This is a genomic window from Paraburkholderia sp. A1RI_3L (assembly GCF_048957895.1).
Lineage (GTDB): Bacteria > Pseudomonadota > Gammaproteobacteria > Burkholderiales > Burkholderiaceae > Paraburkholderia > Paraburkholderia kururiensis.
This window is the reverse complement of the sequence record NZ_JARCHA010000010.1, coordinates 196,215-210,594: the sequence shown is the minus strand read 5'-3', so window position 1 is coordinate 210,594 and position 14,380 is coordinate 196,215. Positions and strand designations below refer to the sequence as shown.

Below are 14,380 nucleotides of genomic sequence, written 5' to 3'. Positions count from 1 at the left end.
GCGGGGAGGGTTGCGCCCCCCTCTTCGGTTGTAACAATTTATCACTAAATTTCAGCGGGGTCGTTTTTGTTCCTCGTATTGACGTAACCGACCTGCCTCCGCTTGCGTGACAGGTCGTGCCGGAGCGGTCATGGCGCGGCACAGCGCCGCCACGTGGGACCGCGGCGCAACTGGTATGGGCGTTGCAGATATTTTTGCCCGTGATTATTACAGGGCCGCCACACTGAACGCGCAAATCCCTCGCGGGAAATCCCGGAATGTTGCGCACGGGAGACGTCTGTTTAAAAACGCGACCTGCGGATTAGATCCTTAAAAAGAATATTTTGCTTTGATCGCGGCTCAATATTCCGTTCACGGAGTTAATCACCCGCGGGGTTTATATATTCTTCGGTGTTTCGCCCATATTCCGAAGCGGCCCGCGCGCATCGCTGGTCGAGGATAAACTTGTTTGACAACTGGCGAGCGGAGGTGCCACACTGCGGCATCCCGAACACGCTGGCCGAGGTGTCATGAACGTCTCTCCGATCGTCGAAAGCGAATTCGCCGCCACGGTGATGGCCGTGCCGCCGCTGGCCCGTCGCGTCGACTACACGCTGGACGCGGCGCAGAACCTCGAGCTGATCCGGCACATCGAGGCGGGCGGCGTGCGCACGCTGCTGTACGGCGGCAACGCGAACCTGTACCACGTGCCGGTGAGCGAGTATCGCGAGTTGCTAGACATGCTCGCAGACAGTACCGCCGACACCACCCGCGTGATTCCGGCCATCGGGCCCGACTACGGCAAGATGCTCGACCAGGCCCGCATTCTCTCGCAGACGCCGTACCGCACCGCGATGGTGCTGCCGCTTGGCGGGTTCACCACGCCGGAGGGCGTCGAGACCGGACTTACGCGCATTGCGGACATTGCCGGCATTCCGCTCACGCTATATGTGAAGAGCGAAGACTACGTGGACGTCGATACGCTCGCGCGGCTCGTCGACAGGGGCACACTGATTGCGGTCAAGTACGCGGTCGTGCGCGACGATCCAGGTGATGACGCCTGGCTGAGGCGCTTATTGCAGAGCGTGAGCCGGGCCAAGGTGATTTCGGGCATGGGTGAGCGGCCCGCGCTCGTGCATGTTCGCGACTTCGGTCTTGCTTCGTGGACCACCGGTTCTGGCTGCATCGCGCCGCGCGCCGTGATGGCGCTGCTGCGTGCCGCGCAGCAAAACGGGCTGGGGGAGGCTGTGGGAATCTACGATGCCTTCATGCCGCTGGAGACGCTGCGCGACGAGATTTCGCTGATCCGCGTGCTTCACGATGCTGTCACGTTCTCGGGCATTGCCGACATGGGCGCCATGTTGCCCTTGCTCAGTTCGACGCCGGCCTCGGATCATGCGAATATCCAGGCGGCGGCGCAGGCGTTGCTTGCGTTCGAGCAGGAGCAGGGCTGGATTCACCCGGGCCAGTCCCGGGTTCACTGACAACGGCTCGGCTGCCGGCTGTGTCCGCATGGACACGAGGCCTGCATAGTACGAGCCGATGGACCGATTCGGCGCGCCGGCGGGTGCGCTGGTAAGCAAGCGCTTGCGACGCAGACGCACGGCACCCGCGGCGCCCGGTCCTGCCCGGATGGTCACCACGCATGGCCAACCGGCACAACCCTCTTCCACACACTACGCGCCAGGCGGACATGGCTGTGCCGTGACAGGTACCGCGGCCACCGGCGCTTCACAGGAGTTTGACGATGCAGATTACCGGAGAGATGCTGATCGGCGCGAGCGCCGTACGAGGAACGAAGGGCACGTTGCGTGCCTTCGACCCCGCGCGCAATGCCGAAATCGAGCCCACGTTCGGCGCGGGCAGCGTCACGGATGTGGACCGCGCGTGCGATCTGGCCGCACAGGCCTTCGACTCCTATCGCAGCGCGCCGCTCGAAACGCGGGCGCGCTTCCTGGAAGCCATCGCCGAGAACATCCTCGCGCTCGGCGATACGCTGATCGAGCGCGCTCAGGCCGAGTCCGCCTTGCCGCGCGCCCGTCTTGAAGGCGAGCGCGGACGCACCGTCGGTCAATTGAAGCTGTTCGCCTCGCTCGTGCGCGAAGGGCGCTGGCTGACGGCCACGCTGGATTCGGCGATGCCCGATCGCAAGCCGCTGCCGCGCTCCGACCTGCGCATGCAGAAGATTCCGGTGGGCCCGGTGGCGGTGTTCGGCGCCAGCAACTTCCCGCTCGCGTTTTCGGTGGCGGGCGGCGACACGGCTTCCGCGTTCGCGGCCGGCTGCCCGGTGGTTGTGAAGGCGCATCCGGCGCACCTCGGCACGTCCGAACTCGTGGGCCGCGCAATCCAGAAGGCCGTTGCGGACTGCGGCCTGCATGAAGGCACGTTCTCGCTCGTGATCGGTGCCGGCAATGAAATTGGCGAAGCCCTGGTCGCACATCCCGCGATCAAGTCGGTCGGCTTCACGGGCTCGCGCCGCGGCGGTCTGGCGCTGGCCGATATCGCATCGAAGCGCCGCGAGCCGATTCCCGTCTTCGCGGAAATGAGCAGCATCAACCCCGTGTTCGTCATGCCCGGCGCGCTGGCGGCACGCGCAGACTCGATTGCAACCGGCTTCGTGGAATCGGTCACGCTGGGCGTGGGCCAGTTCTGCACGAATCCGGGTCTCGTCATCGTGCTCAACGGACCGCATACCCAGGGCTTCATCGACGCCGCCGCTCAGGCGCTCGCGAAGAAGGGCGCGCAGACCATGCTGACCGCGGGCATCGCCGCCGCGTATCGCGAAGGCGTGGCGCAGCGCGCCGAAACGAGCGGCGTGAAGAGCGTGGCGCAAGGCACGACGAGCGACGCGTCGTGCTCCGCGCTGCCGGCGCTGTTCACGACCACGGCGGCCCAGTTCCTCGCCACGCGGGCGCTGGAGGACGAGATCTTCGGGCCGACGTCGCTGATCGTGACGTGCGCCGACGTGAGCGAAATGACGAAGGTGGCCGAGCAGATCGAAGGCCAGCTCACGGCTACGCTGCAGATCGAGCCTGCCGACTACGAACTGGTGCGCGGTCTGCTGCCCACGCTGGAGCGCAAGGTGGGCCGCATTCTGGCGAACGGCTATCCGACGGGTGTCGAGGTCTGTTACGCGATGGTTCACGGCGGACCGTTCCCGGCCACGAGCGATCCGCGTGCGACCTCGGTGGGTGCGACCGCGATCGATCGCTTCCTGCGTCCGGTCTGCTATCAGGACCTGCCGGCCGAGTTGCTGCCTGAGGCCGTGAAGGACGGCAATCCGCTGAAGCTCTGGCGTCTGCGCGACGGTCAGCTCGGACGCGACTGAGCGGACGGGGAGAACCGGGAGAGCGCCGTGTAGCGCGTTGCGGCGGTGACATCGGAGTTGCCGCCGCGATTCCTCGGTTCGCGTTCCTCGCGCCGCGTTGCCGACCCGCGTTGCCGACCCGCTTTGCCGACCCGCTTCTCCGGCCCGCTTCTCCGTCTTCGTTCGCGGCCGTATCGCAACGCTCCCCGCCACGGTGCTGCATCGCGCCCAAGCTTGCCTCTCACCATGACCGACCACCCCAGCCGCCGCTATCCCGACCCCGCCATCCGCGTGCTCGATCCGCGCTTCACGGCGCTGCGGCTCGCGTCGGCGTCGGTGGAGTGTCTCTATCAGGGCGCGCGCTGGTCCGAAGGGCCGGTCTGGTTCGGCGATGGCCGCTACCTGCTGTGGAGCGACATTCCCAACAACCGCATCCTGCGTTGGGACGAGGAAGCGGGCGCCGTGAGCGCCTTTCGCCAGCCGTCGAACAACGCGAACGGCAATACGCGCGACCGCGAAGGCCGGCTCGTCACGTGCGAGCACCTCACGCGCCGCATCACGCGCACGGAGTACGACGGCACCGTCACCGTGATCGCCGACCGCTATCGCGGCAAGCGCTTCAATTCACCGAACGACATCGTCGTGAAGTCCGATGGATCGATCTGGTTCACGGACCCCACCTTCGGCATCGACAGCTATTACGAGGGCGAGAAGCAGCCGTCCGAACTGCCGGCCTGCGTCTATCGCGTCGATCCGCACTCGGCGGAGGTGACGGTCGTGATCGACGATGTGGCGGGCCCGAACGGTCTCGCCTTTTCGCCCGACGAGTCGCTTCTCTATGTGGTCGAGTCGCGTTCCGAGCCGCGCAAGATTCGCGCGTTCGACGTGAGCGGCGACGGCCGCACGCTGTCGAACAATCGCGTTGTGATCGATGCCGGCCCCGGCACGCCCGATGGCTTTCGCGTGGACATCCACGGCAACCTCTGGTGCGGTTGGGGGATGGGTACCGACGAACTCGACGGCGTGCGCGTCTTCACCCCGCAGGGCGAAGCCATCGGCCATATCGCGCTGCCCGAGCGCTGTGCGAACGTCTGCTTTGGCGGGCGCCACCGCAATCGACTCTTCATGGCGGCGAGCCACGGCCTTTACGCGCTTTACGTGAATACGCAGGGCGTGAAGGGCGGTTGAGCCAAGGGGTTTCGCTGCCGTCAAGTTGCCAAACAAGTAAAGGTTTCCACTACCACGCCGCAGTACGATCCGCTCGCGGGGATTAAACGGAAACCCTTGCTGGTAAAGGTTTTGTGCGCACTCCAGCGGTCTCGTGCAGCCCTATCCGGTTCGGATAATTTGCTTGACATCGGCGCGCCGCGTTCGTTATTTTGCGGTAACCGGGGACCGGTGGCAGGGCGCCGTGCGAACCTGCCGCGCCTCATCCGCACCGTCCGCGGCGTCCATATCAAGAGAACAACCGAGGAGATGCGATGACCTTTTCTGGCAGATTGTCAGTCAGGCTGCTGGCAGCATGTGCCGTCGCGGTGGCCGCAGTGGCCGCGCAGGTTCCTGCCGCGCAGGCGGCGGACGCTGTGACGCTGAACATCGTGGACGTGGCGGGCGACCTCCAGCTCACGCAAAAGGGCTTCGAGGCGTTCAAGGCGAAGTATCCGAACCTGGTCTCGAACATCACGTACACCAACGCGCCCGCGCCGCAACTGCCGGGCAAGATCAAGGCGATGCAGGCGGCGGGCCGCTCCGACATCGACCTCGTGCTGACCGGCACCGACGCGCTCGCGGCCGGCATCGAACAGAACCTCTGGCTCAAGCTCCTGCCCGACCAGGCCTCGGTGTTTCCTGGCGTGCTGGACCGCTATGCGCCTGGCCCCCGCAAGATGCAGGACCTGGCGCAGGGCTTCGGGCTCGAAGTCGCGTACATGCCGGCGGGGCCGCTCATCGAGTACAACCCGGCCAAGGTGAGCAATCCGCCGAAGACGCCCGATCAACTGCTGCAATGGTGCAAGGCGCACCCCGACCGCCTGATCTACGCGCGTCCCGCCAATTCGGGTCCGGGCCGCACCTTCCTGATGGGCCTGCCCTACGTGCTGGGCGACAAGGACCCCATGGACCCGATCCACGGCTGGGACAAGACGTGGGCCTTCCTCAAGCAGTTGAACGACTGCATTCCGTACTACCCGGGCGGCACGTCGGCGGTGATGAAGGAACTGGGCGAAGGCACGCGCGACATGACCGTGACGGTGACGGGCTGGGACATCAATCCGCGTGCGCTCGGCATCGTGCCGGCCGACTATCGCGTGCAGGCCTTCGACAACATGACCTGGGTGAACGACGCCCACTACATGGTGATCCCGAAGGGCGTGCCGAAGGAAAAGCTGGACGTGCTCTTCAAGCTGATGAACTTCATGCTGGAGCCGGCGCAGCAAGCCCTGACCTGGGACGACGGCTACTTCTATCCCGGGCCCGCCGTGAAGGGCGTGACGCTCGAACAGGCGCCGGCGCACAGCCAGGACGTGCTCAAGAAGTACGGCCGGCCTGAGTATCCCAAACTGATCGCCGACCATCCGCAGGCGCTGCCGCTTTCCGCGCAGGCCATGGTGGCGGCGTTCCAGAAGTGGGACCGCGAGATCGGCGCACAGAAGACCAAATAGACCGGCAAGGCGTCCAGCGTGGCGCCATTGTCGCGACATCGATACGGGTGGCCGGCGCGGGTGGTATCGCCAGCGTCGGCCGCGCCGTGCAGACCAGGGCCAAGGGCCAGTCTCAAGGATCAGGACCCGGCCGTCCCCATACCGGACGGAAAGACGAGGAACGCACGATGAATCGTCACTTTGAGGAACTGCGTCTCGAATCCGTGAGCCGCAGCTTCACCAGCACAGAAGGCCATGCGGTGGCGGCCTTGCAGGGGCTCGATCTGAATATCCGCCGCGGCGAGTTCATCGCGCTGCTCGGGCCGTCGGGCTGCGGCAAGTCCACGGCGTTGAACTGCATCGCGGGACTGCAGCCGCTTTCGGGCGGCGGCATCTGGCTCGACGACCGGCGTATCGACGTGCTGCCGCCCGAGAAGCGCGGCTTCGGCATGGTGTTCCAGAACTACGCGCTGTTTCCGCACATGTCCGTGCTCGACAACGTGGGCTTCGGTCTCAAGATGCGCGGCGTGGCGAAGGGCGAAACGCAGCGGCGCGCGCGCGAGGCGCTGCAACTCGTTCAACTCGTGGGACACGAGCGCAAGCTGCCGGGGCAGTTGTCCGGCGGCCAGCAGCAGCGCGTGGCGATTGCGCGCGCCATCGTGATCGAGCCGCCGCTCGTGCTGATGGATGAACCGCTCTCGAATCTCGATACGAAACTGCGTATCGAGATGCGCGCGGAGATCCGGCGCATTCATAGCCAGCTGGAGCGCGCGACCCTCTACGTGACGCACGACCAGGACGAAGCGCTTTCGATGGCGGACCGCATCGTCGTCATGAAAGAGGGCGTCGTGCAGCAGGTCGCCACGCCGAAAGAGGTGTACGGGCGGCCGAAGAATCTGCACGTCGCGCGTTTCATGGGCTATCGCAATGTGGTGCCGTTCACGGTGGAAGCCGCCGAGGGCGAGCGGGTGCGGCTCGCGAACGGCAGCGTGCAACTGGTCGGCACGCCGATGGAAGCGTTCAGCGCCAAGGCCGTGAGCGTTGCGCTGAGACCCGAGGACATCGAGCGTGCCGCCCCCGGCGCCGAGAACGCCTTTGACGCCGAAGTGGAAACCGTCGAATACGGCGGCCGCGATTCGCTGATTCGCGTGCAGACCGCGTTCGGCGCACTATGGGCACGGCTGGCCGGCGAATTTTCGGAAGGCGAGCGCATCAGCCTGCGCGTGCCGGCCGCTCGCACGCTGGTCTACGACGTGGAGGCGCCATGAACGCGAACGCCGCCACGCTACCCGCAACTGCCGCAGCGCCCAGTGATCCGAAGCGCTGGCTCGTCACGCCCGCACTTGTCTTCATCGTCGCGCTGTTCATCTATCCGTTTGCGTACGGGCTCGTGCTGTCGTTCCAGCCGATGAACGGCGGCGGCATCTGGGCTAACTACGCCACGTTCTTTTCCGACACCTCACTCTGGCCGACGATTCTCGTCACGCTCAAGCTCGCCGTGCCGGCCACGCTCATCAACGTCGGTGTTTCGGTGCCGGTGGCGTTCGCGCTGCGCCGTCCGTCGCCGTATCAGAAGCTCGTTACCACGCTGCTCGTGATTCCGGTCACGCTCGGCACCGTGCTGATCGCGGACGGCATGCTCACCTACTTCGGCCCGAACGGCTGGTTCCCGCAGACGCTGCACGTGCTGCATCTCTATGCCGACGAAGTGCGGCTCACGCACAACTACTGGGGCGTGTTGATTTCGCTCGTGGTGTCGGGCTTTCCGTTCGCGTTTCTGCTCACGCTCTCCTACGTCACGGGCATCGACCCGACGCTCGCGAGCGCGGCCGCCACGCTCGGCGCCGGGCCGTGGCAGCAGTTCCGCCGCATCTATTTTCCGCTGCTCGTGCCCGGACTCACGATGGCGGCGTGCCTTTCGTTCGTGCAGGCGTTCTCGGTGTTTCCGTCCGCGGTGCTGCTCGGCGCGCCTGCGGGGCCGACACGCGTGATGTCGATTGCCGCCGCCGAGGCCGCGTTCGAGAACTACGATTACTCGCTCGCTTCGGCCGTCGCCATCGTGATGGGCTTCGTGCAGTTGATCGTCGTGGCCGCGATGCTGGGTGCGCGCCGCTTTTTCTATCGCGGACCCACCACGGGAGGAAAAGGCTGATGACGACCGATCGCGAGGCGAGGCACGCGTGGCGCCGCTCCGTGCCGCGCGAGCTGGCATCGAATGCCGGCGCGGCGTCGTCGTCGCCTGCCGCCATGAACCTGTCCGCGAGCAGCGAGGACGACCGCGCATCGCGCAACCACGGCCGCCGTGGCGAGCAGCCGGCGAGGCGAGGGCCGCGCGCGAGTCTGCCCGACCTCGTATGGAAAGCGCTCGTGTGGGGCGCGATGGCGTTCTTCCTGCTCAACGTGCTGCTGCTCATTGCCACCGTGGCGATCAACTCGATCGCGACGCGCTGGTTCGGCACGCCGCTGCCGCAAGGGTTCACGCTCCACTGGTACGCGCAGGCCTGGTCCGACTTCCAGTTGGCGAGTGTGCTGTGGGTCACGGTCGAAGTGGTGGGCGCGGTCGTGCTGCTTTCCATCGTGCTCGGTGTGCCGGCGGCCTACGCGCTCGCGCGCGTGCAGTTTCGCGGCAAGCGGCTTGCCATGCTCGTGTTCCTGCTGCCGTTGATGGTGCCGCCTGTCACGTACGGCATTCCGATGGCCACCGCCATGTACAAGTTCGGTCTCGCAGGCACGCTGAGCGGCGTGATTCTTGCGAACCTCGTGCCGGCGCTGCCGTTCGTGATTCTCGTAATGACGCCGTTCATCGAACAGATCGACCCGAACCTCGAAGCCGCTGCACGCATCTTCGGCGCGAACACGTTGCGCTATTTCCGCTACGTGCTGCTGCCGCTCCTCGTGCCGGGTATGCTCGCGGCGGGTCTGCTGGTGCTGGTGCGCACCATCGGCCTCTTCGAACTCACGTTCTTCACGGCGGGGCCCGCTACGCAGACACTCGTCGTCGCGCTCTATTACGCGGTATTCTCGACGGGCGTGCGGGCGCCGCAATCCATCGACGCCATGGCCATGATCTACATGGCGATCACGCTGATCTGGGTGATCATCGCGCTGCAGTTCGTGAGCCCGACCCAGATCGTTTCGCGTGTGAAGGAGAGAAAGTGACGAAGAGAAAGACCCCGGAAACGCTGCGCAGCCACCGTTGGTATGGCGTCAACGACCTGCGTTCGTTCGGCCATCGTTCGCGCACCTCGCAGATGGGCTACAGCCGCGAAGAATACGCAGGCAAGCCCGTTATTGCGATTCTCAATACGTGGAGCGAAATCAACCCTTGCCATACGCACTTCAAGCAGCGTGTGGAGGAAGTGAAGCGCGGCATCTGGCAGGCCGGAGGCTTTCCCGTCGAACTTCCTGTACAGACGCTTTCCGAGCCGTTCCAGAAGCCCACCACCATGCTCTATCGCAACTTCCTCGCGATGGAGGTGGAAGAGACGCTGCGCTCGTATCCCGCCGACGGCGTCGTGTTGATGGGCGGCTGCGACAAGACGACGCCTGCGCTGCTGATGGGCGCGATATCGATGGACCTGCCCGCCATCTTTCTGCCCGCCGGCCCGATGCTGCGCGGCAACTGGAACGGCGTGACGCTGGGCTCCGGCTCGGACACCTGGAAATACTGGGCCGAACTGCGCGCCGGACATATCACCGAAGACGACTGGCAGGGCGTGGAAGGTGGCATTGCGCGCTCGCCGGGCCACTGCATGACGATGGGCACGGCGTCTACCATGACGAGCGCCGCTGAGGCGCTGGGCTTCACGCTGCCCGGCTTCGCATCCATTCCCGCGCCCGATTCGCGGCACGCGCAAATGGCGGCGAAGACGGGCATGCGCATTGTCGAGATGGTGTGGGAAGACCTGAAGCCCTCGGACATTCTCACGGCCGGTTCCGTGGATAACGCGGTGACCACGTGCCTCGCGCTGTCGGGTTCGACCAACGCGATCGTGCACATGATCGCGGTGGCGCGCCGCGCGGGCATCGAACTTACGCTCGACCGCTACGACGACATTTCGCGCCGTACGCCGGTGCTCGCCAACATCCGGCCGACCGGCGAGTACCTGATGGAAGACTTCTTCTACGCCGGTGGCCTGCGCGCGATGCTGAAGGAACTGGGCGATCTGATCGACGGTACGCAGAAGACGGTAAACGGCAAGACGATCGGCGAGAACATTGCGGACGCGCAGGTCTTCAACGACGACGTGATCCGCCGCCGCCGCGCGCCGCTCCTGCCCGACAACGGCCTCGCGGTGCTGCGCGGCAACATTGCGCCGAACGGCGCCGTCATCAAACCGGGTGCGGCCGAACCGCATCTGCTCGTGCACACGGGCCGCGCCGTGGTGTTCAAGGACTACAACGACATGGCGGCACGCATCGACGACGAATCGCTCGACGTCGACGAACACAGCGTGATCGTGCTGCAACACGCGGGTCCCGTCGGCGCGCCGGGCATGCCCGAGTGGGGCCAACTGCCTATTCCGAAGAAGCTGTTGCAAAAGGGCGTGCGCGACATGGTGCGCATCTCCGACGCACGCATGAGCGGCACGAGCTACGGCGCGTGTGTATTGCACGTGGCGCCGGAGTCGTTCATCGGCGGACCGTTTGCGCTGGTGCGCGACGGCGACCTCATCGAACTCGACGTGCCGCAGCGCAAGCTGAACGTGCTGGTTTCCGACGAAGAACTGGCGCGCCGCAAGTCGGAGTGGGTGGCGCCGCCGCCGCGCTTCACGCGTGGCTACGGCGCGATGCATCAGATCCACGTCATGCAGGCCGACAAGGGCTGCGACTTCGATTTCCTGCAACGAGGCGGGGCAGGTGGCGCGCAGCGTGCAGGCGAACCGGAGATTCACTAAACGCGCAAGAGACATGACGTCCTGGTACTTTTCCTGATGGCTTTGCGCCCTACCACCCGTGCCTTTGTTCGCGACTTGAACGGCTCGCGGTAATTTGCTTTTTTCCTTGGATCGCCAATTTTCTTGAGAGTATGATCCTCTTTCGACAGTTGGCGCGTGCGTAATAACGGCCTCATCGAGCGGCCGGGTGTGGGTTTCACGGCAGTTCCCGACGCGCCTTTTGAACCAGACAAGGGCAGTCAGGGCGGGTGACACTCATGCACTTCGACGCTGCATTCACGCATCGCGGCTATCTGCTGAATTGCGCCCCGGCGCGCGCCGGCGACGGCAGCTGGCAACCCTACGTGGTCATTTCACGCTCGAGCGACGGCGAACTCGTCGCTAACCGCTTCTTTCCCACCGACCTGCGCTTCACCGACGAAGCCGCCGCCATCGCCCACGCGCGCGACTGGGCCGTGCGCTGGATCGACGCCAGCAGCATAACCATCTGAGGCGCGCGAAGGCGCGTCTTTCCGCTTGCATCGCACGTCGACACGACGCGCGCATGCCCCGCCCGCGCGGCGATTCACGACAAAACGCGGTAATCTCTGGGGACACTTCACTTTTCGCCGTGCCACGCGCGGCTGTCGTTGTCACCATGTCAAATCCGTCTTCTTCGAACTGGGGCCTGGAGCAGATCGTCGCAGAGCTGCGCGCGTCGCGCGAGGAACTGCATCGAACGCGCCATCCGCGCGGTATTCGCGAATTGCCGTCGCGCGACGCGATGGTCGGCATCGTCAACGGCCTGCGCGCAGCGCTCTTTCCCACGCACTACGGCGCGCCCGATCTGACGGACGAAAGCGTCGACTATTACGTTGGACACACGCTGGAAAGCACGCTGCGACTGCTCGCTGAGCAGATTCGCCGCGCGCTGCGCTTTTTGCCCGAGCATGCGGAGACACCGAACGAATTGCTGCGCGTGCGTGCCTTCGACGTGGCGCGCGAGTTCGGCAAGCAGTTGCCCGGCATTCGCGCGCTGCTGGTCAGCGACATTCAGGCCGCCTATGCCGGCGACCCGGCCGCGCAGCACATCACCGAAATCCTGCTGTGCTACCCGGGCGTGCTCGCGGTCACGCATCATCGGCTCGCGCATGCGCTGCACCGGCTCGGCGTGCCGCTGCTCGCGCGCTTTATCAACGAGATTGCGCACTCGGCCACCGGCATCGACATTCACCCGGGCGCGCAGATCGGCCCCAGCTTTTTCATCGACCACGGCACGGGCGTGGTGATCGGCGAGACCGCGATCATCGGCGAACGCGTGCGGCTCTACCAGGCGGTGACGCTCGGTGCGAAGAGCTTTGCGGCGGACACCGACGGCACGCTCGTGAAAGGCAACGCGCGGCATCCGATTGTCGAGGACGACGTCGTGATCTATGCCGGTGCAACGATTCTGGGCCGCGTCACGATCGGTCGCGGCTCGGTGATCGGCGGCAACGTGTGGCTCACGCACAGCGTGCCGCCGGGCAGCAGCGTGACGCAGGGCAAGGCGCGCGAAGTGGAACGCAACGAAGCAGGGCGGCCGACGTGAACGGTCCGCATGCGCGGCCATGAAACGCGCGCCATCAGGCCGCGTGCGCATGCTGCGCAGCGCGATTGCCGGCGTCGAGGCCACCGCCGCCGCCACGTCACACACGTTCGCACGGCACTCGCACGACCACTTCGGCGTAGGCGTCATCACGCACGGCGGGCATCGCTCGGCGAGCGGGCGCGGACCGGTGGAGGCGCGCACGAACGACGTCATCACCGTGAATCCTGGCGAGGTTCATGACGGCCGACCCTTCGACGAACGCGGTCGCACATGGCAGATGCTGTACTTCGAGCCGTCGCTCGTCTTCGATGCCGCGCGCGAGCTTGCGGGCACGAACGCATGCAACCTCGAATTGACGCGTCCCGTCGTGTACGACCCTCGATTGAAAAAGCTGTTCGAGCGACTCTTTGCGATTGCCACCGGTCCTGTGGCGTACCCGGACGCACTTGTTCGCGACGAGGCATTGGCCGCGTTCTTCGAATGCGCGATCGAGTCGCACGCTACGTTGACGCCCCGACGTCTCGCGCCCGGGTCGGTCGCGCACGCCAAGGCCCGCATCGACGACGATCCCTCGGCATCACACACACTCGCAACGCTCGCCGCGGATTCCGACATGAACCGCTTCCAGCTGCTGCGGGCATTTGCACGCGACGTCGGCATGACGCCGCATGCCTATCTGGTCCAGCGTCGCGTCATGCTGGCGCGGCGATCAATTGCGTCTGGCCTTGCGCTCGCCGATGCGGCCGCCAGTGCAGGCTTCGCGGACCAAAGCCACATGACGCGCGCGTTCGTGCGCATGTTCGGCGTGACGCCGGCCGTCTACGCCGGTGCAGTGCGATAAGCAGCCACGTGGGCTGCGGTACGTTGCACGCGGTACGTCGCACCCTCACGCTGCAATTTCGTTCAAGACCCTCCACGACGCTGGACCCTAAGCTGCGTCTCCATTCCCTGTCATGGAGCGCGCAGCATGAATTCGAGGCACGTGGGCTATCTGTTTTGCGGACTCGCGATGATCGGCGTGGGCAGCACCGTAGTGGTGAGCCGCGAGATTGCGGCGGGGCTCGCGCCGTTCTCGGCTACCGCGTTGCGTTTCGCGATCGCGTTTCCGTTGTTCCTCGCGATCATGCGTCTGCGCGGCGTGCGCTGGCCGCGTCTGGATCTGCGCGATGCGTTGCTGGTTTTCGCGCAAGCCGGCGCGGGCAGCGTCGGTTATACGGTCCTGCTCATTAGCGGAATGAAGCTCGCGTCTGCCGCCGATGCGGGCGTGATTGCGGGCACGTTGCCCGCGGTGTCGGCACTCGTGGCGGTGGTTGCGCTGGGCGAGCGGATGAGTGCGGCGCTTGCCGGTGCCGTCGCGCTGGCGACGGCGGGGGTGCTCGTGTGTACCGTGCCGCTTCCAGCGTTGAGCGCGGCCGGCACGTCGTGGATTACCGTGGGCAACGAACGCGCGCCCGAGGCGCTCGCGGGCAATGCGCTCGTGTTCGCGGCGGTGGTGTGCGAGGCCCTGTTCATCCTCATCAACCGGAAGCTGCGCGCAAGGGTGACGCCGCTGCAACTGTCCGCGTTGATGAGCGGCATCGGCTTCTGTGTGGCCATCGTGCCCGCGCTGCTCGAAGCGCCCTGGCGCGCTGCCTTTGACGCGCCCGCCGTCATGGGCGTCGTCTACTACGCGCTGGTGCCCACGGTGGCGGGCTTCATGCTCTGGTACGCGGGCTCGGAGCGCGTGACCGGCGGCGAGGCCAGCGTGACGACTGCGCTCGTACCGGTGTCGTCGCTCGTGTTCGCGGCGCTGTTGCTGCACGAAACGATCAGGCCGGCGCAACTGGCCGGCATGGCCTGCGTGCTCGGCGCCATCTTGCTGGCCACGGTGGGACGTGCGCGGCAGCGCAGCACGGCGCAAGGCACTACGTCGGGCGGGACGCCGCTGCATGCGGCGCCACGCGAAGCGCGCGATTAGCGGGACTAGTGCGACCGGTGCGACCAGCGCGAG

12 protein-coding genes are annotated in these 14,380 nt (G+C 65.8%); all 12 read left to right on the top strand.

The genetic code is table 11. The annotated features are described in order from the left end of the window. The first annotated feature begins 509 nt into the window (after positions 1–509). The 12 genes from PXJ20_RS24635 to PXJ20_RS24580 all read left to right on the top strand — a co-directional run bounded on the left by PXJ20_RS24635 (position 510) and on the right by PXJ20_RS24580 (position 14,347). Positions 510–1,463: a dihydrodipicolinate synthase family protein gene (locus PXJ20_RS24635; protein ID WP_421031803.1), complete on the top strand. Its 954-nt coding sequence runs from the start codon at positions 510–512 to the stop codon at positions 1,461–1,463. A 263-nt stretch (positions 1,464–1,726) separates the two neighbouring features. Beyond that, positions 1,727–3,307, top strand: coding sequence for an aldehyde dehydrogenase (NADP(+)) (locus PXJ20_RS24630; protein WP_199540967.1), 1,581 nt, complete (start codon positions 1,727–1,729; stop codon positions 3,305–3,307). A 225-nt stretch (positions 3,308–3,532) separates the two neighbouring features. Further along, positions 3,533–4,474, top strand: a complete 942-nt coding sequence (locus PXJ20_RS24625; RefSeq protein ID WP_421031804.1) for an SMP-30/gluconolactonase/LRE family protein — start codon at positions 3,533–3,535, stop codon at positions 4,472–4,474. Positions 4,475–4,767: 293 nt separating this feature from the next. Next, positions 4,768–5,946, top strand: a complete 1,179-nt coding sequence (locus PXJ20_RS24620) for an extracellular solute-binding protein (RefSeq protein ID WP_199540966.1) — start codon at positions 4,768–4,770, stop codon at positions 5,944–5,946. A gap of 167 nt (positions 5,947–6,113) precedes the next feature. Continuing rightward, on the top strand, positions 6,114–7,193 hold the full coding sequence (locus tag PXJ20_RS24615; protein ID WP_421031805.1) for an ABC transporter ATP-binding protein: 1,080 nt from the start codon (positions 6,114–6,116) through the stop codon (positions 7,191–7,193). Further along, positions 7,190–8,077 (top strand): ABC transporter permease, encoded by an 888-nt coding sequence (locus tag PXJ20_RS24610; protein ID WP_126876927.1) that lies wholly within the window; start codon positions 7,190–7,192, stop codon positions 8,075–8,077. The genes PXJ20_RS24615 and PXJ20_RS24610 overlap by 4 nt, the downstream gene beginning before the upstream one ends. Next, the gene (locus PXJ20_RS24605) at positions 8,077–9,084 is read left to right on the top strand and encodes an ABC transporter permease (RefSeq protein WP_421031806.1); all 1,008 of its coding nucleotides are present in this window, start codon (positions 8,077–8,079) and stop codon (positions 9,082–9,084) included. The genes PXJ20_RS24610 and PXJ20_RS24605 overlap by 1 nt, the downstream gene beginning before the upstream one ends. Next, complete coding sequence (gene araD / locus PXJ20_RS24600) at positions 9,081–10,823, top strand: L-arabinonate dehydratase (RefSeq protein ID WP_421031807.1); 1,743 nt, start codon at positions 9,081–9,083, stop codon at positions 10,821–10,823. The genes PXJ20_RS24605 and araD overlap by 4 nt, the downstream gene beginning before the upstream one ends. A gap of 257 nt (positions 10,824–11,080) precedes the next feature. Further along, on the top strand, positions 11,081–11,314 hold the full coding sequence (locus tag PXJ20_RS24595) for a hypothetical protein (protein WP_017774928.1): 234 nt from the start codon (positions 11,081–11,083) through the stop codon (positions 11,312–11,314). A gap of 146 nt (positions 11,315–11,460) precedes the next feature. After that, complete coding sequence (epsC, locus tag PXJ20_RS24590) at positions 11,461–12,390, top strand: serine O-acetyltransferase EpsC (RefSeq protein ID WP_017774929.1); 930 nt, start codon at positions 11,461–11,463, stop codon at positions 12,388–12,390. A 19-nt stretch (positions 12,391–12,409) separates the two neighbouring features. Continuing rightward, positions 12,410–13,231: an AraC family transcriptional regulator gene (locus PXJ20_RS24585; RefSeq protein ID WP_421031808.1), complete on the top strand. Its 822-nt coding sequence runs from the start codon at positions 12,410–12,412 to the stop codon at positions 13,229–13,231. A gap of 126 nt (positions 13,232–13,357) precedes the next feature. Further along, positions 13,358–14,347: a DMT family transporter gene (locus PXJ20_RS24580; protein ID WP_421031809.1), complete on the top strand. Its 990-nt coding sequence runs from the start codon at positions 13,358–13,360 to the stop codon at positions 14,345–14,347. Positions 14,348–14,380 lie beyond the last annotated feature (33 nt).

Coding starts and splice junctions, on each gene's coding strand:
- PXJ20_RS24635 (WP_421031803.1), top strand. CDS start 510: ATGAACGTCTCTCCGATCGTCGAAAGCGAATTCGCCGCCACGGTGATG.
- PXJ20_RS24630 (WP_199540967.1), top strand. CDS start 1,727: ATGCAGATTACCGGAGAGATGCTGATCGGCGCGAGCGCCGTACGAGGA.
- PXJ20_RS24625 (WP_421031804.1), top strand. CDS start 3,533: ATGACCGACCACCCCAGCCGCCGCTATCCCGACCCCGCCATCCGCGTG.
- PXJ20_RS24620 (WP_199540966.1), top strand. CDS start 4,768: ATGACCTTTTCTGGCAGATTGTCAGTCAGGCTGCTGGCAGCATGTGCC.
- PXJ20_RS24615 (WP_421031805.1), top strand. CDS start 6,114: ATGAATCGTCACTTTGAGGAACTGCGTCTCGAATCCGTGAGCCGCAGC.
- PXJ20_RS24610 (WP_126876927.1), top strand. CDS start 7,190: ATGAACGCGAACGCCGCCACGCTACCCGCAACTGCCGCAGCGCCCAGT.
- PXJ20_RS24605 (WP_421031806.1), top strand. CDS start 8,077: ATGACGACCGATCGCGAGGCGAGGCACGCGTGGCGCCGCTCCGTGCCG.
- PXJ20_RS24595 (WP_017774928.1), top strand. CDS start 11,081: ATGCACTTCGACGCTGCATTCACGCATCGCGGCTATCTGCTGAATTGC.
- epsC (WP_017774929.1), top strand. CDS start 11,461: ATGTCAAATCCGTCTTCTTCGAACTGGGGCCTGGAGCAGATCGTCGCA.
- PXJ20_RS24585 (WP_421031808.1), top strand. CDS start 12,410: ATGAAACGCGCGCCATCAGGCCGCGTGCGCATGCTGCGCAGCGCGATT.
- PXJ20_RS24580 (WP_421031809.1), top strand. CDS start 13,358: ATGAATTCGAGGCACGTGGGCTATCTGTTTTGCGGACTCGCGATGATC.